Origin of the sequence: Micrococcus sp. KRD128 (genome assembly GCF_017168395.1) — a bacterium.
Classification (GTDB): Bacteria; Actinomycetota; Actinomycetes; order Actinomycetales; family Micrococcaceae; genus Micrococcus; species Micrococcus luteus.
In genome coordinates, this window is the sequence record NZ_JABFAX010000009.1 from 70,751 (window position 1) to 91,920 (window position 21,170).

19 protein-coding genes are annotated in these 21,170 nt (G+C 72.8%); 9 read left to right on the forward strand and 10 right to left on the reverse strand.

The window, feature by feature from the left end; genetic code table 11:
- The first annotated feature begins 51 nt into the window (after nt 1-51).
- Together rfbB and J1M44_RS04500 are read left to right on the forward strand one after the other, a co-directional pair.
- Nucleotides 52-1,047 (forward strand): dTDP-glucose 4,6-dehydratase, encoded by a 996-nt coding sequence (gene rfbB / locus J1M44_RS04495; RefSeq protein ID WP_206480652.1) that lies wholly within the window; start codon nt 52-54, stop codon nt 1,045-1,047.
- A 13-nt stretch (nt 1,048-1,060) separates the two neighbouring features.
- Nucleotides 1,061-2,476, forward strand: a complete 1,416-nt coding sequence (locus J1M44_RS04500) for a sugar nucleotide-binding protein (RefSeq protein WP_206480654.1) — start codon at nt 1,061-1,063, stop codon at nt 2,474-2,476.
- Between the two features lie 60 nt (nt 2,477-2,536).
- Here J1M44_RS04500 and J1M44_RS04505 read toward each other — a convergent pair whose 3' ends face one another.
- Nucleotides 2,537-3,940, reverse strand: a complete 1,404-nt coding sequence (locus J1M44_RS04505; RefSeq protein ID WP_206480656.1) for a polysaccharide biosynthesis tyrosine autokinase — start codon at nt 3,938-3,940, stop codon at nt 2,537-2,539.
- Between the two features lie 315 nt (nt 3,941-4,255).
- On the opposite strand from J1M44_RS04505, the gene J1M44_RS04510 reads away from it, so the two are divergent.
- The 3 genes from J1M44_RS04510 (at nt 4,256) to pth (ending at nt 6,811) form a co-directional block, all read left to right on the forward strand.
- Nucleotides 4,256-5,419: an O-antigen ligase family protein gene (locus J1M44_RS04510; RefSeq protein ID WP_241252791.1), complete on the forward strand. Its 1,164-nt coding sequence runs from the start codon at nt 4,256-4,258 to the stop codon at nt 5,417-5,419.
- Between the two features lie 185 nt (nt 5,420-5,604).
- Nucleotides 5,605-6,228, forward strand: a complete 624-nt coding sequence (locus J1M44_RS04515) for a 50S ribosomal protein L25/general stress protein Ctc (RefSeq protein ID WP_206480659.1) — start codon at nt 5,605-5,607, stop codon at nt 6,226-6,228.
- A 7-nt stretch (nt 6,229-6,235) separates the two neighbouring features.
- Complete coding sequence (pth, locus tag J1M44_RS04520; protein WP_127435006.1) at nt 6,236-6,811, forward strand: aminoacyl-tRNA hydrolase; 576 nt, start codon at nt 6,236-6,238, stop codon at nt 6,809-6,811.
- 47 nt (nt 6,812-6,858) lie between these two features.
- On the opposite strand, the gene J1M44_RS04525 is transcribed toward pth, so the two are convergent.
- On the reverse strand, nt 6,859-7,434 hold the full coding sequence (locus tag J1M44_RS04525) for an arsenate reductase/protein-tyrosine-phosphatase family protein (protein ID WP_145015841.1): 576 nt from the start codon (nt 7,432-7,434) through the stop codon (nt 6,859-6,861).
- An 83-nt stretch (nt 7,435-7,517) separates the two neighbouring features.
- The gene (locus tag J1M44_RS04530; RefSeq protein ID WP_078025720.1) at nt 7,518-8,045 is read right to left on the reverse strand and encodes a DUF2505 domain-containing protein; all 528 of its coding nucleotides are present in this window, start codon (nt 8,043-8,045) and stop codon (nt 7,518-7,520) included.
- Nucleotides 8,046-8,229: 184 nt separating this feature from the next.
- Between J1M44_RS04530 and J1M44_RS04535 the strand changes: the two genes are divergently transcribed.
- Together J1M44_RS04535 and mfd are read left to right on the forward strand one after the other, a co-directional pair.
- Nucleotides 8,230-9,294 carry a MauE/DoxX family redox-associated membrane protein gene (locus J1M44_RS04535; protein WP_206480661.1) on the forward strand — a complete coding sequence of 355 codons (1,065 nt, stop codon included), beginning with the start codon at nt 8,230-8,232 and terminating at the stop codon, nt 9,292-9,294.
- Entirely contained in the window at nt 9,291-12,947 is a 3,657-nt protein-coding gene (gene mfd / locus J1M44_RS04540) for a transcription-repair coupling factor (RefSeq protein ID WP_102708176.1), read from the forward strand. The genes J1M44_RS04535 and mfd overlap by 4 nt, the downstream gene beginning before the upstream one ends.
- A gap of 6 nt (nt 12,948-12,953) precedes the next feature.
- On the opposite strand, the gene J1M44_RS04545 is transcribed toward mfd, so the two are convergent.
- Nucleotides 12,954-13,286 carry a PqqD family protein gene (locus J1M44_RS04545; protein WP_206480663.1) on the reverse strand — a complete coding sequence of 111 codons (333 nt, stop codon included), beginning with the start codon at nt 13,284-13,286 and terminating at the stop codon, nt 12,954-12,956.
- Nucleotides 13,276-14,163: a nucleotidyltransferase family protein gene (locus tag J1M44_RS04550; RefSeq protein WP_206480665.1), complete on the reverse strand. Its 888-nt coding sequence runs from the start codon at nt 14,161-14,163 to the stop codon at nt 13,276-13,278. The genes J1M44_RS04545 and J1M44_RS04550 overlap by 11 nt, the downstream gene beginning before the upstream one ends.
- Nucleotides 14,164-14,474: 311 nt before the next feature.
- Between J1M44_RS04550 and J1M44_RS04555 the strand changes: the two genes are divergently transcribed.
- Nucleotides 14,475-15,050, forward strand: coding sequence for a hypothetical protein (locus J1M44_RS04555; RefSeq protein WP_102708173.1), 576 nt, complete (start codon nt 14,475-14,477; stop codon nt 15,048-15,050).
- A 108-nt stretch (nt 15,051-15,158) separates the two neighbouring features.
- Here the strand turns inward: J1M44_RS04555 and J1M44_RS04560 are convergent, their stop codons facing one another.
- The gene (locus tag J1M44_RS04560) at nt 15,159-16,550 is read right to left on the reverse strand and encodes a polysaccharide biosynthesis tyrosine autokinase (RefSeq protein ID WP_206480667.1); all 1,392 of its coding nucleotides are present in this window, start codon (nt 16,548-16,550) and stop codon (nt 15,159-15,161) included.
- 126 nt (nt 16,551-16,676) lie between these two features.
- Between J1M44_RS04560 and J1M44_RS04565 the strand changes: the two genes are divergently transcribed.
- Nucleotides 16,677-18,011 carry an O-antigen ligase family protein gene (locus J1M44_RS04565; RefSeq protein WP_206480669.1) on the forward strand — a complete coding sequence of 445 codons (1,335 nt, stop codon included), beginning with the start codon at nt 16,677-16,679 and terminating at the stop codon, nt 18,009-18,011.
- A 10-nt stretch (nt 18,012-18,021) separates the two neighbouring features.
- Here the strand turns inward: J1M44_RS04565 and J1M44_RS04570 are convergent, their stop codons facing one another.
- From J1M44_RS04570 to deoC, 4 genes are all read right to left on the reverse strand, one after another.
- The gene (locus J1M44_RS04570; RefSeq protein ID WP_206480670.1) at nt 18,022-18,960 is read right to left on the reverse strand and encodes an arsenate-mycothiol transferase ArsC; all 939 of its coding nucleotides are present in this window, start codon (nt 18,958-18,960) and stop codon (nt 18,022-18,024) included.
- Complete coding sequence (locus tag J1M44_RS04575; protein ID WP_002854397.1) at nt 18,957-20,024, reverse strand: acyltransferase family protein; 1,068 nt, start codon at nt 20,022-20,024, stop codon at nt 18,957-18,959. The genes J1M44_RS04570 and J1M44_RS04575 overlap by 4 nt, the downstream gene beginning before the upstream one ends.
- 78 nt (nt 20,025-20,102) lie before the next feature.
- Nucleotides 20,103-20,408 carry a hypothetical protein gene (locus J1M44_RS04580; RefSeq protein WP_098471326.1) on the reverse strand — a complete coding sequence of 102 codons (306 nt, stop codon included), beginning with the start codon at nt 20,406-20,408 and terminating at the stop codon, nt 20,103-20,105.
- 58 nt (nt 20,409-20,466) lie between these two features.
- Nucleotides 20,467-21,156, reverse strand: a complete 690-nt coding sequence (deoC, locus tag J1M44_RS04585) for a deoxyribose-phosphate aldolase (protein ID WP_145032306.1) — start codon at nt 21,154-21,156, stop codon at nt 20,467-20,469.
- Between the last annotated feature and the right edge of the window lie 14 nt (nt 21,157-21,170).

Here is a 21,170-nt window from a genome sequence, read left to right on the forward strand (position 1 = left end):
AGTTAAGGGTGGCACCAGGCCCGCTGCGTGTCCTCCCGATACCCTGGCCCCATGCACCTCCTCGTCACCGGCGGCGCCGGGTTCATCGGCTCGAATTTCGTCCACCACGTCGTCCGTGAGACCGGGCACGGCGTTTTCGTGCTGGACAAGCTGACCTACGCCGGCAACCGGGAGAACCTCGCCGGCCTGCCGGAGGACCGCGTCACTCTCGAGGTCGGGGACATCTGCGACGCGGCCCTGGTGGACCGCCTGGTCGCCGAGTCGGACGCCGTCGTCCACTACGCCGCCGAGTCCCACAACGACAATTCGCTGAACGATCCCTCGCCGTTCATCCAGACGAACATCATCGGCACCTTCACGCTGCTGGAGGCCGTCCGCAAGTACGGCAAGCGGTTCCACCACGTGTCCACGGACGAGGTCTACGGCGACCTCGAACTGGACGATCCGGCGAAGTTCACCGAGTCCACCCCGTACAACCCCTCCAGCCCCTACTCGGCCTCGAAGGCCGGCTCGGACCACCTGGTGCGCGCGTGGGTCCGCTCCTTCGGCGTGCAGGCCACGCTGAGCAACTGCTCCAACAACTACGGCCCGTACCAGCACATCGAGAAGTTCATCCCGCGCCAGATCACCAACCTGATCGACGGCGTCCGCCCCCGCCTCTACGGCCAGGGCGTCAACGTCCGGGACTGGATCCACACGGAGGACCACTCCTCGGCCGTGCTGCGCATCCTCGAACGCGGCGAGATCGGCCGCACGTACCTGATCGGTTCGGACGGCGAGAGGAACAACAGGGAGATCGTGGAGATCCTCCTCGAGCTCTTCGACCGCCCCGCGGACGACTACGACCTCGTCGCCGACCGCCCGGGCCACGACCTGCGCTACGCGATCGACAACACCGCGCTGCGCACCGAGCTCGGCTGGGAGCCGCAGTTCACGGACATCCGCGCCGGTCTGGCGGACACGGTCCGCTGGTACCGCGAGAACGAGGCCTGGTGGCGCCCGGCCAAGGACGCCGTCGAGGCCACCTACCGCGCCCAGGGCCAGTGAGGGGGCACCGCTGATGCGCATCACCGAGACCGCCATCCCCGGCCTGCTCGTCCTCGACCTCGACGTCCACGGGGACAACCGCGGCTGGTTCAAGGAGAACTGGCAGCGGGAGAAGATCCGCGCCCTCGCCGCCGGGCACCCCCGCCTGGCCTCGCTCGCCCCGGTGCAGAACAACATCTCCTTCAACGACGCCGTCGGCACCACCCGCGGCATCCATGCCGAACCCTGGGACAAGTACGTGGCCGTCGCCCACGGCCGGATCTTCGGCGCCTGGGTGGACCTGCGCGAAGGGCCGTCCTTCGGCGCCGTCGCCACCGTGGAACTCGGCCCGGAGAAGGCCGTCTTCGTGCCGCGTGGGGTGGGCAACTCCTACCAGACGCTCGAGCCGGACACCGCCTACACCTACCTGGTGAACGATCACTGGTCCGCCGACGCGCAGGGCCAGTACACGTTCCTCAACCTCGCGGACCCGACGGCGGCCATCGCCTGGCCCATCCCGCTCGAGGACGCCGAGCTCTCGGACAAGGACCGCGCCCACCCGATGCTCGCGGACGTCACTCCCATGCCGCCCGCCCCGATCCTCGTGCTCGGCGCCGGCGGCCAGCTCGGCCGCGCCCTCGTGGCCCGCGCCGAGGCCGCGGGGATCCCGGTCGAGGCCCATGGCCGGGACACCTGGGACATGACCGATCCGGCCTCCTGGCCGCGGGAGCACTTCCGCGGCCTGCGCGCCGTGGTCAACGCGTCCGCCATGACCGCGGTGGACGCCGCCGAGACGCCCGAGGGCCGGGCCCAGGCCTGGGCCGTCAACGCCACCGCCGTCGCCGAGCTCGCCCGCCGCTGCACCGAGGCCGGCGTGCGCCTGGCCCATGTCTCCACGGACTACGTGTTCGACGGCGCCCTCCCCGTGGGGCAGGAGCACCCGGTGGACCACCCGCTCGCGCCGCTGGGCGTCTACGGCCAGTCGAAGGCCGCCGGCGAGGCCGCGGTGCGCACCGTGCCGCGACACTGGATCGTCCGCACCTCCTGGGTGATCGGGGAGGGGAAGAACTTCGTGGCCACCATAGCCTCCCTCGCCGAGCGCGGGATCGACCCGGCCGTCGTCGCCGACCAGCACGGCCGTCTCACCTTCGCCGACGACCTCGCCGACGCCCTGCTGCACCTGGTCACCACGGACGCGCCCACGGGCACGTTCCACATGACCAACAGCGGCGACGTGGTCACCTGGCACGACGTCGCCCGGTGGGTCTTCGAGGACACCGGCCACGATGCCGCACGCGTCTCCGCCACGACCACCGCCGCGTACCTGGCCGGCAAGGAGGGCGTGGCACCGCGGCCGACGAACAGCGCCCTCGACCTCGGGCCCCTGGCCGCCGTCGGCTACACCGCCCCGGATCAGCGCGAACGCCTGCGGACGTACCTGAGGCGCTGACCGCGTCTCGCACGACGAAGCCCCCGCCGGTTTCGGCGGGGGCTTCGTGCGTGGGGGCGATCAGCTGCGCGTGCGGGCCTTGCGGCGTGAACGCCGCCCCTTCTTCGCCGACGAACCGACGCTCGAGAGGTACTTCTCGTGGGACTTGTGGTACGTGCTCTCGTACCCGTAGCCGTAGGAGTAGCCGCCGCCGCGCTGGGAGCGCGCGACGCCGTTCATGACCACGCCCAGCAGATGCGCGTCCACCGCGGCGAGATTCTCCACGGCCGCCTCCAGGTGGTCCTTGCGGGTCCGCCCCTGACGCACCACGAGCACAGTCCCGTCCACGGCCGTGGCCAGGAGGGAACCGTCCGTCACGGGCAGCAGGGGAGGGGAGTCGACGATGACGAAGAAGTCCTCCGATGCCAGCTTCAGCAGGGCCCGCATGCGCTTCGAGCCCAGCAGCTCCGACGGGTTCGGGGGCGTCCGGCCGGCGGGGAGCAGCGTGAGGTTCGGGATTCCGGTGGCCGCGAGGGCGTCGTCCGGCTGCACCTCACCGGCCAGCACCTCGGACAGGCCCACGTCGCCCGCCACCTGGAAGAGGTCGTGCTGCCGGGGCCGCCGCAGGTCGGCGTCCACCACGAGCACCCGTTCGCCGGCCAGGGCCAGGGCGCGGGCCAGGTTCGATGCGACGGTCGACTTGCCCTCGGAGGGGTCCGCGCTCGTGAACGAGACGACGCGGGGCGGCTCGTCGACGGAGACGAACTTGAGATTGGTGCGCAGCGCCCGGATAGCCTCGCCGGCCCGGGGGTCGAGGTCCACGGCCTCCTCGCCCGTGCGGGTCAGGGACGCGTTCTCCGGGACGGCCCCGATGACGCCGGCGCCGGTGATCTCCTTCACGTCGGCGCGGCTGCGCACCTTCACGTCCAGGAGACGACGGAGCACGGCGATGGCGAGTCCCGCACCCAGTCCGGCCACCGCGCCCAAGAGGACGTTGCGCCGGGTGTCAGGGCTCACGGGGGCAGAGGGCACGCGGGCATCGGACAGCGGCACGACCTCCAGCGGGCTGTTCTTGTCCACGTCCGCCGCCACGTCCGCCGTCGCCTGCAGTGCACTGTTCGCCAGCTGCGCGGCGGTCTCGGGATCGGTCGAGGTGGCGGTCACCTTGATCATGCTGGACTCGGGGACGAGCACCGCGGAGAGCGAGCCGTCGCCGTCCTGCCCCGTGTCCTGTGCCACGCGTTCACGCACGGCCTCGCTGTTGATCAGGGCGACGTAGGCCTGAGCCCGGCTCTCGGCGGGCAGGTTGCTGGTGATGAGGCTCTGATCTGCAGCCCGGGCGGCGAGGAACCCCTGAGATTCGGACGCGTAGATCTGGGGCTGCAGTGCGGAGTAGCCCCAACCCAACAGACCCCCCACAAGGGCTGCTGCCAGGAGCAGCAGGAGGTTGGCGCGCAGGAGGCGGAAGAAGTCGACGATCGTCACGGAGCACCTCGGGGGTCATGGACGGGGATGCGCGGGCCGTTGTGGCCAGGAAACGCACAGGTCCACGGTACCAACACCTACCGTGCGCTCTGAGGCCCCGAGGACGAGGCCCGCCACCGCGCTACGCTGAGCCGAGTATTGCCCGGCGTCCACGAAAGGTTCCGCACCATGCGCCCGAGCACGCCCCGTGACCGGACGGCTGCCCGCGCCATGGGGGCCGTCGCGCCACCCGAGGCCCGGCCTGCCAGGCGTCACGCCTCACTCGGCCTCGTCCCGGACGGTCAGGCCGCGTGGACCCGCTCCCCGTGGAACCCCTTGGTCACGCCGGCCTCACCGCGGCTGTTCGAGGCCGTGCTGGCCATCGGCCTGGTGATGGATGCGTTCACCGCTCCCGGCCTGCCGATCCCGTTCGCGGAGTTCTCCGCCATCCTTCTGCTGCTCCTCGCCTCATTCCGGCAGCCCCGCCGGGACCTCTCCCACTACGGCGTGCTGGCCCTCGTCGCACTGGCCCTGGTGGCGTATCTCGTCGCGGTGACCGTGCACAACGACCTCGACCCCACGCGTCGCGCCACGAGGATCACGCTCCTGATCCTGCTGATCTACGCCATCGCCAGCGAGAGGATCGACATCAAGGGCGTCCTCTACGGGATGACGGCCGGCGCACTGATCAACGTGCCCCTCTTCTACACGGGCCTGGCCCCGGACACCTACGGCGGCTACCTCACCGGGTTCCTGGGGGACAAGAACGTCTCCGGCCTCTTCTACGCGCTCCTGCCCGTGCTGCTGGTGGCCACCATGCAGCGCATGGGCCCGAAGCTCCTCGTGCTGGGTGCCGGTTCCGCCCTGACCTTCCTCACCGGCTCGCGGACCTCGATGGCCGCGCTGCTCTGCGCGGTCGCGTGGATCCTCGTGAGCCCGTACCTGGGGAGGGTCCTGCGTATCGCACTGGCGGTCGTCATGGGTTGGTTCGTCAGCTGGGCTGAGGAGAACCTGGCCGACCTCGGCATCTTCGGAGACCGCACGGGCACGGACTGGTTCCGTGCGCAGATCCAGGAGGCGTCCGCGGAGAAGGTCGCGGACACGTCCTTCTTCGGCCAGGGCCTCTCCACGGCATTCGTGGACCTGGACGGCGTGACCATGTTCTTCCACAACTCCTACCTGGGGCTCCTCGTGGAGGGCGGGTGGCCGTTCCTGGTCGTCGTGGTCGGCGCCTACCTCTGGTTGTGCCTGCGACCCTTCGCCCGGACGCACCGCTCGCCGTCCCGCGTGGCTGTCGAGGGGGCCGCCCTCATCGTCCTGGTGACCTCCCTTCAGCTGGGCGAGGTGTTCATCACGATCTTCGGCGCCGTCGTCCTCGGCTGCGGCCTGCTGCTGAGCGCCCAGGAGGACGACGAATCCCACGGCGCGTCCGCGGGTGAACGGGCTCACCGCCGCAAGCTGGACCGCATCGTGGCGCGGTCCCGACGCGCGGGCCGCTGAACGCGCCGAGCATCACCGGTGCTATCCTGTCCAGGTTGCCCAGGCGAGGGAGCGCGCGCTCCGTGATCGACGAGGCCGCCGCCGCGCGTCAGCATGCTGACCCGCCGCGGCACTGAAGCCCCCTCCTGGCCGCATCCCGCGCCGCCCCCGGCTGCGCGGCCGAGACCCCCACAGGAGGACGCATCATGTCTGACCAGCTCAAGATCAAGGTCACCCGCCGCACCGACTTCGGCAAGGGTGCCGCCCGCCAGGCCCGCCGCGCCGGCCTGATCCCCGCCGTCGTCTACGGCCACGGCCAGGAGCCCGTGCACCTGCTGCTGCCGGCCCAGGAGACCACCCTGGCCGTCCGCAACCCCAACGCCCTGCTCACCGTCGTGAACGAGGCCGGCGAGGAGCACCTGGTCCTGCCCAAGGACATCCAGCGCCACGCCATCAAGGACACCGTGGACCACCTGGACCTCATCGAGGTCCGCCGCGGCGAGAAGGTCGTCGTCGAGGTCACCGTGCAGGTCGAGGGCGAGGTCGCCGCCGGCAACGACTACGTGCTGGACTACGTCACCGTGCCGGTCGAGGCCGAGGCCACCGACCTGCCCGAGGCCGTCACCATCTCCGTCGAGGGCCGCGAGGCCGGCGACCACGTGTACGCCCCGGACGTGCAGGTCCCCGCCGGCGCCACCCTGCAGCTCGAGGACGACATCGCCATCGCCACCGTCTCGGAGGTCGTCGAGCAGGACCTCGGCGACGAGTCCGTGCAGGAGGAGCAGGCCGCCGAGTCCGCCGAGGGCGAGTCCGAGGGCTCCGAGGACTGATCACGCCATGACGACGGGGACCACGCTCATCGTCGGGCTCGGCAACCCCGGGCCCGAGTACGAGCGCACCCGTCACAACGTCGGCCAGATGGTGGCGGATGAGCTCGCCTCCCGCATGGGGGTCGGGTTCACCCGCCACCGGGCCGGCGCCGTGGTGGCCACGGGTCGCCTCGGCATCGGGGGACCGCGGGTCGTGCTCGCGAAGTCCACCGGCTACATGAACGTCTCCGGACGCCCCGTCTCCGCGCTGGCGTCCTTCTACGGGATCGGCCCCGAGGACCTCGTGGTGGTCCATGACGAGCTGGACATCCCGTTCGACACCCTGCGTCTCAAGCGCGGCGGGGGAGAGGGCGGCCACAACGGCCTGAAGTCCATCACCGCCTCGCTCGGCACGAAGGACTACGCCCGGGTGCGCGTCGGCATCGGCCGCCCCCCGGGCCGCATGGACGTGGCTGACTTCGTGCTGCGCCCCTTCACCAAGCCCGAGCAGGACGTCCTGCCGCTGCACGTGGACCGCGCGGCGGACGCCGTCGAGAAGCTCGTCACGGACGGGCTCGAGGCCGCCCAGCAGGCGTTCCACTGAGCCTCCCGCCCCGGGCGGACGTCCTCGACGGGGGCTCAGCCCCACGCTCAGGGGGTCGGGGTCACGGCGCGGGCCAGAGCGTCCGCGATGGTCTCCAGGGCGGGATCCATAATCTGGATCATCTCCGCGTACCCCTCCACCGGCCCGCGGAACGGGTCCACGACGTCGAGGGGCTGGGCGGTCGACCGCGCGAGGGCCCGGTGGCGGGCCGCCTCGGCGGCGAAGGCACGCACTCCGCGACCGGCGGGGATCCAGTCCCGCCCGTCCCGCTGGTCCATCGCGCGGACCAGCGCCGCGAGCTCCAGCACGGTGAACACCCGGGTGACCGCCTGCGGCACTTCATGGAGTGCGAAGCGCATGTGCTCCTGAGCCGCGGCCAAGACGAGATCCGCCTCCGCCACCATGAACGGCTGCAACGCGGCGGGACGGTGGCCTTCCAGCCCGGTGACGCCGGCCTCGGCGCCGAGCCGCACGAGCGGCGGCGGCACCGTCAGGGCCTGGTTCGGCTGGGAGCCGGCGCTGCCGACCTCCACCCGGCCGGGGACCAGAGCCGCCAACCGGCCCTGCAGGGCCCGGCTCGCATAGGCCGAGCGGCACACGTTGCCGGTGCACACGATGAGCACGGCGTCCGGCGAGGGGAGGGCCCGGCGCCCCCGCCGGGCAGGCGGAGCCGAGCTCGACAGCGCCGGGCGACGGGAGAACGAGATCAACCGCGCGCGGCTCCGCCGTCACGCTCGAGCCACGAGGACAGCGCCCGGGCCTGGCGATTGACGACCTTGCCGACCATCGGCTCGGCCTTCGCAGCGAGCTTCGAGCCCACCAGCGGGATCCGGCAGACGAGGGTGCCGTCCACGGAGAACTGGGAGCCCTCACCGGCGGCGGTCAGGCGGAGGGCGCCGTCCGCCGTCGCCTTGGCGGAGGGAACGGTGATGGTGGTGGTGCCGGCCCGGGAGCCGTCCGCGGCGGGCGCGTCCCAGCGCTCCACCTGCTCCACCTGGAGGGCGGAGCCGATGAGCTTGCGGGCCATGTCCGGGACACGGTCCGGGATGCGGTCCGCGGGCAGGGAGCGCACGGCGGTGACGGTCATCGGGCCCTCCGGGGAGCCCTCGACGGAGAACGAGACCAGGGAGCCGCCGAAGGACTCGACCACGGAACGGTGGAAGTCCTCGGACGCCAGGGCGGCTGCCACGGCCGCCGGCGGGTGTGGGATGGACTGCTGAGCGGAAAAGGCCACGGTGTCTCCTCGGGGTCAAGTCGGGCCGCGCCCGGCGGGCCGTGAGAGGGCCGGCACCGGTTCGCCGACGGCGATGGGCGTCCATTCCTCACCTTATATGCTGGCCTCCGCGACCCGGGTCCCGTGCACGGTGCCGGGACCGGCCGCGCGACCCCTCGTGAACCCCCTGGAAGGTGTGTCCGCCATGTCGGCACTCTGGGCCGTGGCCCTCATCATGCTCCTGAGCGGGACGGCGAAGCTCCGTTCCGGCGAGGACGTGCAGGCCACGTTCACCCGACTCAGGGTGCCCCGCCCGTTCGCGGCCCCCGCCCTGGCGCGCGCGTTCCCCTGGCTCGAGCTGCTGCTCGCCGCCGCCCTCCTGCAGCCCTTCACCCTGCTGCGTCCGGTCGTCGGCCTGGTAGCCGTGGCCCTCTTCGCCGCCTTCCTCGCGCTCGTGGTCCGGGCCCAGGACGACGGCGTCTCGTGCGGCTGCTTCGGCGAGGCCTCGGCCGCTTCGATCTCCCGCACCACCGTGGTCCGCAACGTCGTCTTCCTGGTCCTCGCCGTGTTGGCCCTGGCCGAGGGGATCGTCTCGCCGGCGGTGCACGGCGCGGGCCTGGCCTGGCAGCCGCTCACCGCCTTCGGCGCCGGGGCGTGGGCGTGGGCCCTGCTCGTGTCCGTGCTGCTCGCGACCGCCGTGTTCCTGGCCGGGCGTGAGTCCGTCCCGGCCGCACCCGACGCCGCCGCGGCGATGCCCACGCCCGAGGCCCCGGCCGCCGTCGACCCGGCCGACGGCGCCGAGCCCGAACGCCACCCGTTCCCGGACGCCGTCGTGGTCGCGGACGGTGAGTACACGGGCCTGCACCGGCTGGTCGCGGACGGGGCCGTGGTGGCCCTGCGCCTGTCCACGGGGTGCGGCTCCTGCGCGCGGGTGATCGCGCGGCTGGACGAGTTCAAGGACGCGCTCGGGCCGGTCCGGCTGCGGGTCCTCATGCCCCAGCACGCCCCCGGCGCCGAGGGGGCGATCCACAGCGGCGCCGTCGACGCGTCGCTCGTGCTCGCCGACCCGGCCGGCGCCGCCTCGCAGGCCCTCGGCCTGCACTCGTTCCCCACCGCGGTGCTGCTCGGCACGGACCGGCTCACCGCCGGCGGCCCGGTGGGCGGCGCCGACGACGTCCTCGCCTTCCTCGAAGAGATCCGGGAGATCATGACCACCGAACTGCCCGCCGCCACGGACGGCTCCACCGCCACCCCGGAGGTCCGCGCATGAGCGCCCCCGAGACCACCCCCGTCCTCGCCCCGCTGCTGCCGCGCCTGCGCGCCGAACGCGCGCTCGAGGCAGCCGCCGCCTCCGCCTCCCGGCCGCTCGAGGCCCGGGGCGTCGAACTGGAGATCGGCCTGCCCGACGGCGCCCGCGCGCCCCTGCTGACCGTCCTCGCCGAGGCGCTGGCCGAGGGCCACGGCGAGCGCGCCGCCGTCCTCGTGGTCACCGCGACCACCCGCGAGGCCGAAGACCTCGTGACCGACCTGGCCGCCTGGGCCCCCGCCGGCGCCGCCGCGCTGTTCCCGTCCTGGGAGACGCTGCCCCACGAGCGACTGTCCCCGCGCTCGGACACCGTGGGCGCGCGCCTGGCCGTGCTGCGCCGCCTCGCCCACCCCGAGGAGCACGCGGAGGGCCCGCTGCGCGTGGTCGTCGCCCCCGTGCGCGCCGTGCTGCAGCCCCTCGTGGCCGGGCTCGGCGAGCTGAGCCCGGTCACCCTGCGGACGGGGGAGGAGCGGGACTTCGACGGCGTGGTGGCCGCGCTCGCGGACGCCGCCTACTCGCGCGTGGACATGGTCAGCCGACGCGGCGAGTTCGCCGTGCGCGGCGGGCTGATCGACGTGTTCCCGCCCACCGAGGACTACCCCGTGCGCATCGAGTTCTTCGGCGACGAGGTGGAGCAGATGCGCTGGTTCTCCGTGGCGGACCAGCGCTCCCTCGAGGACACCACGGAGGACGGCTCGGGCCACCCCTCCGAGCTGTACGCGCCCCCGTGCCGCGAGCTGCTCATCACGGACCACGTGCGCCGGCGCGCGAAGGAGCTGATCCCGGCCATGCCCGCCGCCGCGGACATGCTGGACCGGATCGCCGAGGGCGTGGCCGTGGAGGGCATGGAGTCCCTCGCCCCGCTGCTGGCCGAGGCCATGACGTCGCTGCCCCGCATGCTGCCCGCAGGCTCGCTGACCGTCCTCGTGGAGCCCGAGCGCCTGCGCGGCCGCGCCGACGACCTGCTGGCCACCAACGAGGAGTTCCTCCAGGCCGCGTGGGCCGGCGCCGCTCAGGGCGCGGTCGCCCCGGTGGACGTGGCCGGGGCGGACCAGTCCGCCGCGGGAGGCTTCCTCACGGTGGCCGAGCTCCGCGCGGCCGCCCTCGAGCAGGACCAGGGGTTCTGGTCCGTCACCGCGCTGGTCTCGGACGCGGAGCTGCTGCCCGACGCCGCCACCCTGCGCGCCACCCTCGGCGTCCCGCAGACCTTCTCCGGCGACATCGAGGCCATGGTCGCGCACACCCGCGTCCGGCTCGCGGAGGGGTGGCATGCCGTGGTCCTCACCGACGGCCCCGGCTCCGCCCGCCGTCTCGCCGAGCTCACCACGGAGGCCGGCCTCACGGCCTCCGTGGCGGACGGGCCCCTGCCCGCGGACCTCGCCCCGGGGCGGGTCTCCATCGCGACGGCGCCCGTCGGCTCCGGCTTCACGATCCCGGACGCGCAGATCGCCCTGATCACGGAGCACGACCTCTTCGGCCGGCACCGCACCGCGGGCACGCGCGCCCCCGGGGCGCGGCTGGCGCGGAAGCGGCGCAACGCCGTCGACCCGCTGACCCTGCAGCCCGGCGACCACGTGGTGCACTCCCAGCACGGCATCGCCCGCTTCGTGGAGCTGCAGCGCCGCAAGGTCACCGGCGGCCCGCGCACCGCCCCCGGCGCCGAGGAGTCCTACCGCGAGTACCTCGTGCTCGAGTACGCGCCCTCGAAGCGCGGTGCCCCCGGCGACCGGCTGTTCGTGCCCACCGACCAGCTCGACCTGATCTCCTCCTATGTGGGCGGGGAGACGCCGTCGCTGTCCAAGATGGGCGGCTCGGACTGGGCGCAGACCAAGTCCAAGGCCAAGCGCGCCACCCGCGAGATCGCCGGCGAGCTCATCCGCCTGTACTCGGCCCGCATGGCCTCGCGCGGCCACGCGTTCGCCCCGGACACCCCGTGGCAGGCCGAGCTGGAGGAGGCGTTCCCGTTCATCGAGACGCCGGACCAGCTGACCACCATCGAGGACGTCAAGAAGGACATGGAGGCGGCCGTCCCCATGGACCGGCTCGTCTCCGGCGACGTCGGCTTCGGCAAGACCGAGGTGGCCGTGCGCGCCGCGTTCAAGGCGGTGCAGGACGGCAAGCAGGTGGCCGTCCTCGTCCCGACGACGCTGCTCGCCCGCCAGCACCACCAGACGTTCTCCGACCGGTTCGCCGGCTTCCCCGTGAAGGTGGCCGCGCTCTCCCGGTTCCAGACCGCCAAGGAGTCCAAGGAGGTCGTCGAGGGGCTCGCCCACGGTGAGGTGGACGTGGTGATCGGCACCCACCGGCTGCTCTCCGACCAGGTGCAGTTCAAGGATCTGGGCCTGGTGATCGTGGACGAGGAGCAGCGCTTCGGCGTCGAGCACAAGGAAGCGCTGAAGAAGATGCGCACCAATGTGGACGTGCTCGCCATGTCCGCCACGCCCATCCCGCGCACCCTGGAGATGTCCCTCACCGGCATCCGCGAGACCTCCACGCTGGCCACCGCCCCGGAGGAGCGCCACCCCGTGCTCACCTCGGTGGGCCCGTACTCGGACCAGCAGGTCACCGCAGCCATTCGCCGCGAGCTGATGCGCGAGGGGCAGGTGTTCTACGTGCACAACCGCGTCACCACCATCGACAAGGTGGCCAAGCGCATCGCCGAGCTGGTGCCCGAGGCGCGGATCGCCGTCGCCCACGGCAAAATGAGCGAGGCCCGGCTCGAACAGATCATGGTGGACTTCTGGGAGCGGAAGTTCGACGTGCTCGTCTCCACCACGATCATCGAGACCGGCCTGGACATCGCCAACGCCAACACCCTGATCGTGGAGGACGCCCACCGCTACGGCCTCTCGCAGCTGCACCAGCTGCGCGGCCGCGTGGGTCGAGGCCGCGAGCGGGCGTACGCGTACTTCCTGTACGACCCGCAGAAGCCCCTGGGCGAGGTGGCCCTCGAACGGCTCAAGGCCGTGGCCACCCACAACGAGCTCGGGGCGGGCATGCAGCTGGCCATGAAGGACCTCGAAATCCGCGGCGCCGGCAACCTGCTGGGCGGGGAGCAGTCCGGCCACATCGCCGGCGTGGGCTTCGACCTCTACCTGCGGATGGTGGGTGAGGCCGTGGCCGACTTCAAGGGCGAGGAGGACACCGCGCCCGCCGAGGTGAAGGTGGAGCTGCCGGTCAACGCACACCTGCCGCACGACTACGTGCCGGGGGAGCGGCTGCGCCTGGAGATGTACCGCAACCTCGCCCAGGCCGCCGATGACGCCGCCGTGGACGCCGTGGTGGAGGAGCTCAAGGACCGCTACGGCCCGCTGCCGGAGCCGGTGGAGGCGCTCGTCGCCGTCGCCCGGTTCCGCAACCGGGCGCGGGCCGCGGGCGTCACCGAGGTGATGCTGCTGGGGCAGAACGTGAAGTTCGGCCCCGCCGCGGACCTGCCGGAGTCCCGTCAGATGCGCCTGACCCGCATGTACAAGGGCGCGCAGGTCAAGCCGGCCCTGAACGGCGTCCTCATCCCGCGGCCCAAGACCAAGCCGGTCATGGGTCAGGACCTCGTGGACGTCCCGCTGCTCGAATGGGCGCAGCAGGTGGTCGACGCGATCTTCGCGCCGGAGGGCTGAGCCGGGTCAGGCCGTCCGCACGCGGACGAGGATGCCGTGCGCCTCGAGCATCTCGAGGAAGGCGTGGACATCGACTGCGACGTCGGCGGGGGCGAGGCCGAACGCGTCCGCGACCTGGACCGTGACGTCCGACGCGGACAGCGGCGCGGGCGGATCCGCGACCAGGTCGTCCTCCGGGGTCCGGCCGCCCACGAGGACGTTCCAGATCACGTCGCCCGAGGTGCTCAGCAGCAGCGGCTGACCGGCCTCGAGCGTCATGACGGCGGCCTGGTCGCCGGCGATGCGGGCCCACGCGATGTCGGGGGCGAGCGCCCAGCCCTCGGTGGTCTCAACGGTCACGGCGCACCGCCCTCGTCCAGGCCCAGGCGGCGAGTGCGCCGAGCCGGGCGCGCTGCTCGCGCCACAGGTCCGCACGGGTGACAGGCCGGCCCAGGCGCATCTGCAGATGGGGGCGGTTCACCGGGATCGTGCGGGCCACGAGGACGGCCCGCTCCCGCACCGTGGCGGCCGACCGCCACCGGGTGCGGAACAGCTCGAGACCACTCTGGCTCTCGTGCAGCGCCGCGAAGAGGGCCAGCTGCCGGGTGTCGACGCCGTCGGCGGCCTCGCCCGTGGCGACGTGCCAGGCCGCGCCCGCGTCCAGCCGGTGGGCTTCCTCGCGCAGGGCGGCCCAGCTCTCGGCGGGGAGGGATTCCCGGATGTGCCGGACGTCGAGGCCACCGCGGAACGGGTCGCGGGCCGCGTGGACGATCACGACGAGCCGTTGGTGACGCGGGCTCGGCACCGGGACGGGCCGGCCGGCGATCACGAGGTGGATGTGCTCGCTCCACAGGGTGTCGAAGGCCGCCTCGGGGGACGCGCCGAGGCCGGGGAAGAGCCGATGCACGTCCACATACCCCAGCTGGTCGTGCCAGAGCGTGGCCGCGTGCTGGAAGATCGACCCCTCCGAGAAGGTGGCGACCGGTTCCCAGTCGTGGGAGCGCAGGAGCGCGGTGACGGCGGCGGCATCGGCCGGATGGACCAGCAGGTCCACGTCCGAACTGCGGCGGTGATCGGGGTAGACGCCGGGCTCGGTGGCGTAGCCCTTGAGGTGCAGGCCGCGGATGCCGGCCCGGTCCAGCAGATGCGCGATGCGGGCGTGGGCGAGGCGGACGCGGACCTCGAGGTCCAGGGACGGCGGGGCGGCCGGTCGCTGTCCCGTCGCATGTTCCCCCATGGCCGCGAGCTTAGTCGAGCGAAAGGAGGGCCGTCGTCGACTGTGCTTGATACGTTGTTGGGCGAGGTTGAACTTCGGGTGAATTCATGGACCGGTGGCAGGAGATCCGCATGGTCCCGGGAGTCACGACGCGGCGCGCCCGCCAGGAATGTGCGAGAGGGCTGGCAATGAGCTGTGCGGCCCATCTACACTCAGCTGGAGAGTTCCACAGCCGATGCTCACCGAGTAGGCCGCGGTGCTCCGTCCACTCGCGTGACTCCTGACCCCGTTCGGCCGCGAAAGCCACACCTCGACTCGAAACGAGTGAAGCCATGCAGAAGAGCACCTCCCCCCTCTCCCGCCGTAAGGTGACCGCTGGCATCGCGTGGTCGGTTCCGGCGGTCGCCGCCGTCGCCGCTGCCCCGTTCGCCGCCGCCTCCCCCTCGTGCGTCAACACCGCGAGCACGAAACCGGTGAAGTACCCCGGCAACTCGACTGGTGGAGGTGGCGAGCTGAAGCACGCCTACGGCTTCTCCGTCACCGTGACCAACCCGACGCGTGGCCGGATCCGACTGTCTGCGAAGAGCGTGCTCATCGACTTCGAGAAGAAGGGCACGTACACCGGTGCCCAGCTGATGATCTTCGACAAGGATCCGTGCCTGGGCGGCGTGCAGCTGAATGGCAACAGCGACCGGCTGATCCTCGAGCCTTCCGGGACCGCCGGGGACACCCGCACGTTCTGGTTCGTCGTGAGCAACACCGGCAACTCGGCCAACGATGCCGGCTGCATCCGCGCCACTCTGGGCGTGGCTCTGGTCAAGGGTAGCCAGCCCGTGGCCAACCTGTGCACCGAGGCCGCGGTGGACAAGGCCTGCTTCACGGCCACCCCGCCGTCGGCTGTCTGCTGATCTTCTGAGCGCCACCGCGAAGGGTCCCGCCTCCTCAGAGGCGGGGCCCTTCTGCATCCCCGGGCCTGCGCCGTCGGTGCGACGACCTGGCCCCGCAGCCGGGCGCGGTCAGCGTCGCGACGCGTCGCCCGCGGTCCCGGCCGCGGCGTCGGCGGCGTCCCGGGGCGCCTGGTAGTAGACGTCATAGCTGCCGCCGTCCGCGCCGTAGCCCCCGCCGTAGTAGTCCGAGCCCACACCGGAGGCCGGGGTGCCGTTGAGCACGACGCCGAGCACCCGGGCGTTGACGCCCGCGAGCATGTCCCGGGCCACCTCGAGGTGCTCCTTGCGGGTCTTGCCGTGGCGGACCACCAGGACGGTGCCGTCCACCGCCGCGGCGAGCAGGGTGGAGTCCGTGACGGGCAGCACGGGCGGGGCGTCCACGAGCACCATGTGCGTCTCGGCGAGGGCGGTGAGCAGGTCCCTCATCCGCTCGGAGCCGAGCTGTTCGGACGGGTTCGGGGGAGTGCGGCCGGCAGGCAGGAGGAGCAGCCCGTCCTCACCCACGGGGATCAGCACGTCTTGGAGGGCGACGTCCCCGTTGAGGACCTCGGACAGGCCCACACGGCCGTCGACGCCGAACTGCAGGGCCTGGCGGGGGCGACGCAGATCGGCGTCGATGAGGATCACCGGCTGGCCGGCGGCCGCCACGGTCAGGGCCAGGCTGCCGATCACCGTCGACTTGCCCTCGCCGGGGTTCGAGCTGGTGAACGCGATGGTGCGGGGCGGATCGTCCACCGCAGCGAACCGCAGATTGGTGCGCAGCTGGCGCACCGCCTCCGACGCGCGGGGGGAGAGGGGCGCCATCGGCGCCGTGCGTTCCGCCTTCATGCTGGGATCCAGGGGGATGGCGCCGAGCAGGCCCGCCCCGCCCGCCACCTGGGCGTCCGTCGTCGTCCGCACGTTGACGTCCAGCAGCCGCCGCAGGAACGCGACGACCAGACCGAGGACGAGACCTGCGCCCAGGCCGTACAGCAGGTGGCGGACGCGGTCCGGGCTCGAGGGCGCGGCCGGGGCGAGGGCGTCCTCCATGGCCGTGACCGTGACGTTGGACGTCGGATCGAGCTCGTTCGCCACGTCGGCGGTCGCCACGAGCGCCCCGTTGGCCAGCGCGGCGGCCTGCTGGGGGTCGGGGGCCACGGCGGACACCGTGATGAGGTTCGAGTTCGGCACCAGGGCTGCGCTCATGGTCGCGCCGGCGGTGTCCAGGCCCTCGGCGGCGATCCGCTCGCGGACCGTGCGGCTGTTGATCAACGGGATGTAGGACTGGGCGCGGGTCTGGGCGGTCTCGGTGCCGGAGATGCTCGCCTCCCCCTCCACCGTGACGAACGCGGTCGAGGTGGCGGTGTACAGCGTGGGCTGCAGCAGCGAGTAGAGGAGCCCCAGCACCAGGCCGAGGGCGGCGCACCCCAGGATCACCAGGCGGTTCGCACGCAGCACACGGAGGAAATCGATGATGTTCATGGGGTCCCAGGATCGGAGGGCAGCGACTCAGGTCACTCTAACAAGCGGGACAGCCCATTCCTTTGCACTCGTCTACGCTGAGCGTGGGGTGGAGATGTGCCCCGGCAGGTCGATGGAGGAGCGGTCATGACGGTGGGGCAGGACGCGCACGGACCGCGGCACGCCGACCCCCGCTACGTGGCCCTGCAGGCGGAGCGGGAGAGGCACGCCCGCGCCGCCGCCCGCGGCACGTCCGTGTGGTCGGCCGACCAGGACGCCGCCGTCCCGCGCGAGCCCCTGCGCATCCCCGAACTGCTGCTCGGTGCCCTGCTGGCCATGGAGGCGTTCGGCGTCCCGCTCGGCCCCGTGGCGCTCCCGCTGAACGAGGCGGGCATGCTGCTGCTGCTGGCCCTGGCACTGTGCCGACGGTCCCGCCGCGATGTCTCCGCCCTCGGGCTGACCGCCGTGCTCGCCGCCGCCGTGCTGCTGTTCCTCGCGATCGTCTCCGTGTCCCAGGGCATCCCGGACCTGGAGTGGCTACGCCGGTGGGTGCGGATGGCGGCCCTCGTCGGGCTCGTCGGCTGCATCGCCGGCGGCCGGCTCAGCCTGCGCTCGCTGGCCGTCGGTCTCGGCGCCGCCCTGGCCCTGAACGTGCCCCTCTTCTACGCCGGCCTCGTCCCCGCGCCCTACGGCAGTTTCCTGACCGGCGTCCTCGCGGACAAGAACGTGGCGGGCCTCTACTACGCGGCCATGCCGGTCCTGGCGCTCGCCCTCGTGCGGACGCGGCGGTGGAAGCTGATCCTGCTCGTCGCCGCCGCGGTGTGCGTCGTCCTCACGGGCTCCCGCACCTCCATGGCGGGCTTCGCCTGCGCCGTCCTGTGGCTCTGGCTGACGCCGCGGATGGGGGCGGGTCTGCGCCTGGTCCTGCTGGCGGTCCTCGCCTGGGCGGTCGCGTTCGCCGAGGAGAACCTGGCCCGCATCGCCGTCTTCGCGGACCGCACCGGCACGGACTGGCTGCGCTCGAACATCCAGGCCGAGACCGCCGTGCGCGTCGCGGAGACGCCGTGGTACGGCCGGGGCCTCACCACGGCGTACGTGGACTTCGGCGGTGCCACATGGCACTACCACAACTCCTACGCGGGCCTCTACACCGAGGGCGGCGTCGTGCTCCTCCTCGCCGTCCTCGGCGCCTACGCGTTCTTCGGGCTGCGCCTGTTCAGCGCCCGGCTGCGCACCCCCTCGCGCGTGGCGGTGGAGGCGGCGGCCGTCGTCGTGTTCGTCTCCGCGACCCAGCTGGGCGAGGTGTTCATCACGATCCCGAGCATGCTCGTCATCGCCGCCGGCGCGACCCTCTGGCTCGACGAGCGGGACGCCCCGCTCGAGAGCGAGGTGCTCGAGCGGCGCCGTCGTCGGGTCCTGGCCGCGGCGCGCCGGGGGCAGGACGCCCCGTCCTCCGGCGGGCACGCCGTCCCCGATCTCTGACGTCGGCCGGTCAGGCGCCCGTCGGATCCTCCTCCACGAGGTCCCCGTCGAGGGCCCGGGCGATCTCCCACGCCAGCAGCTCGACGATCGGCTGCGCGGTCTGCGCCATCGCGGCGTAGCCCTCGGCGGGGCCGCGGAACGGGTCCGGCAGATCCGCGTCCGGCCGCTCCCCGTGGGCGATCAGGCGGGAGCGCAGCTCGGCCAGCGCCGTGACGAGCGCGGTGATGCCCGCGCCCGGGGGGACCGCCGCGGCGAGCTCCTCGCCGTGGTCGCGCAGGAGGGTGCCGATGCCGAGGATCGTGAAGGTCCGGCGCACCGCCGCGGGGTCCTCGCGCAGCACCTCGTCCAGGTGGTCGTCCGTCGCGGTCAGCACGAGGTCCTGGCCCGCCAGCGAACGCCCGGTCAGCTGCTGCGGTCGATGGTGTGTCAGCGCGGCGCGGACGCGGCGGCTCGGCGCGAGGTCGAGCAGCGGTCCGGGGACGGTCAGCGCCTGGTTCGGCTCCGTGCCCGCGCTCGTGACCTCCGCGCGCCCCCGGTCGCCGAGCAGGGCGTTGAGCTGCGCCTGCAGCGCGTACTGCACGTAGGCGGAGCGGCAGATGTTGCCCGTGCACACGACGAGGACGCGGGCGCTCGGCAGGACGCCGGGGGCACTGGCGGCCGGTGAGGCAGGCGCGGCCGACACAGGAGCCGCGGCGGTCGCGGGAGCCGCCGTGCGCTCGGCCGGCGTCGCACGCTGCCGCGGCGCGGCGGGGTCGGCCGGGTGGGGGCGGAACGCCGAGCCGAGCCGGAACTCGGCGAGGCGATCCTCCCGCGCCGTGGAGGCCGCCGGGGCGCCGACGTCACCGCCGTCACCCGCCGGGTGGCCGCCGTCGCGGGCCGGCACCTCGAGCTCCTCCGGGGTCGGCGGCAGGAACGGATTGCGGATCGGGGGGCGATGATCCCTGCTCATGGGTGTGTCCTCTCCGAGGCGGTCGTGACGCGCGGCAGCGCGGACGTGACGGGGTGCGGGGGCTCCACGCGTCGCAGGCGGTGCACCGGGTACCAGCGGCGGCGCGCCCCCGTGAACGGCTTGGACAGGGGGGTGGCGAGCAGGGCGAGGCCTGCCACCCAGCTCAGGGCGAGCGCGAGGGCGAACTTGGCGAAGTTGTCCTCCACGCCGTGGCGCATGATCCACATCAGCACCCAGCCGTGCAGCAGCACCACCACCGTGCCCGTCCGGACCAGGGCGGTGATGACGCGGCGCAGGGCCTGACCCGTCCCGGTGCGTCGGGCGAAGGAGCGCAGCAGCCTCTCCACCATGGAACCGAACACGAGCACCATCCCCGCGGACATCAGGACGCCCACGGCGGGGGTGAGCACCGGCGTGCCGAAGCCGCCGAACTTGATGTTGGGCGGCTCCAGGCCCAGCCGGACCGCGACCAGCCCGAGCAGCACCAGGCCGACGCCGATGAGCGTCCGATGGCGCCGCACGTGCGGCTGGACGTGGCGGCGGAACATCTCGCCGCTGAGGACGAACAGCAGGCAGGGCAGGGCCAGCCCGACGCCCAGCGGCGTGCGGGCGATCGCGGAGTCCGGCACGAGGTGGGCCCACGCCAGCCCGGCCAGGCCCACCGCCCAGGCGACGGCGGACGGGAAGCGCTCGAGGAACCGGCGCAGCACCGTGGTGAAGAACAGGACGGAGATGAACCAGAACGCCCACCACGGGGGCTCCTGGTCCGCGCCCCCGTACCAGCCGGTGAGCACCAGGCGCCGCAGCAGGTCGGGGTCGTCGGCGAACCACGCGAACGCCGCCACGGACATGAGCGCCGCCCACACCAGGTACGGCACCATCAGGCTCCGGAAGCGGCCCCGCACGTCCTTGGCCCAGGGGCGGCCGCGCGTCCAGAAGTAGCCGGTGAGGAAGAAGAACAGCGGCATCCGCCAGATCTCCAGGTACCGGCTGAAGGTGAGGTCCGTCAGGTACGCGTGACCCAGCACCACCGCCGCGATGGAGACAAGCCGAAGGGCGTCCACCCCCGTGTTGCGGGTGGACGCCCTTCGGCGCGTGGCGGCCGGACGACCGGTGTCAGCGATCCTCGACTCCGGGACGGCTCAGCGGTGCGCGGCGCCGGTCTCGACGGCGTGGGCGCCGGCGGCGGCGTGCTCGACGGCGGGACGGGTGTGGATGGCGGTGGTGTCCACGGTGTCGCTGCGGCCCAGGAACACCTGGGGGATCATGAAGGCCACGGTGGCCAGGGCCAGCGCGATCAGGCCGGGGACCCAGACCGACTCGAGCGACCAGAAGCCCATGGCGTAGAGGCAGCCGAGGAACACGCCGAAGGCGACGATGAAGGCGATCAGGGAACCCCAGACGCCGCCCACGTTGGAGTGGTCGATGGCCTTGCCGTTGCGGATCACGTGATGCTCCTTCGGTGCGGTCCCGGCCGGGGCAGACGCCCGGCCGAAGTGATGCGAGTCAGTCGGATCCCAGGATAGCAAGCGCGGAGCTGGCCCCGATCCGGGTGGCACCTGCCTCGATCATCGCCAGGGCGTCCGCGCGGGTGCGCACCCCGCCGGAGGCCTTCACTCCGATGTCCTCGCCCACGGTGCGGCGCATCAGCGCGACGTGCTCGACGGTGGCGCCCGCGGTGGAGAAGCCCGTGGAGGTCTTGACGAAGTCCGCCCCGGCCTCGACCGCGGCCTCGCAGGCCAGGACGATCGCGTCGTCGTCCAGCAGGGCGGTCTCCACGATCACCTTGAGCAGCGCCCCGCCGTCGCCCGCGGGGCCGCCCGCATGCGCGGCCTCGGCCACGGCGCGGACGTCAGCGACGAGCCGGGCGCGGTCCCCGGCCCGGGCCGCGGCGACGTCGAGGACCATGTCCACCTCGTCCGCGCCGGCGTCGATCGCCTGCCGGGCCTCGAAGGCCTTGACCTCCGAGGCGTTGGCGCCGAGGGGGAAGCCGATCACGGTGCAGGTCAGCACGTCCGAGCCCGCGAGCTCGGCGGCCACCAGCGGCACCCACACGGGGTTGATGCAGACGCTCTTGACCCCGGCCTCGCGGGACTCGGCCACGAGGCGGCGCACGTCCGCCTCCGAGGTGTCGGCCTTCAGGGCGGTCGCGTCGATGTACTTCGCCAGCTCGGCGGTGGTGAGGGAGACGGTCATGTCCGCCAGCCTAC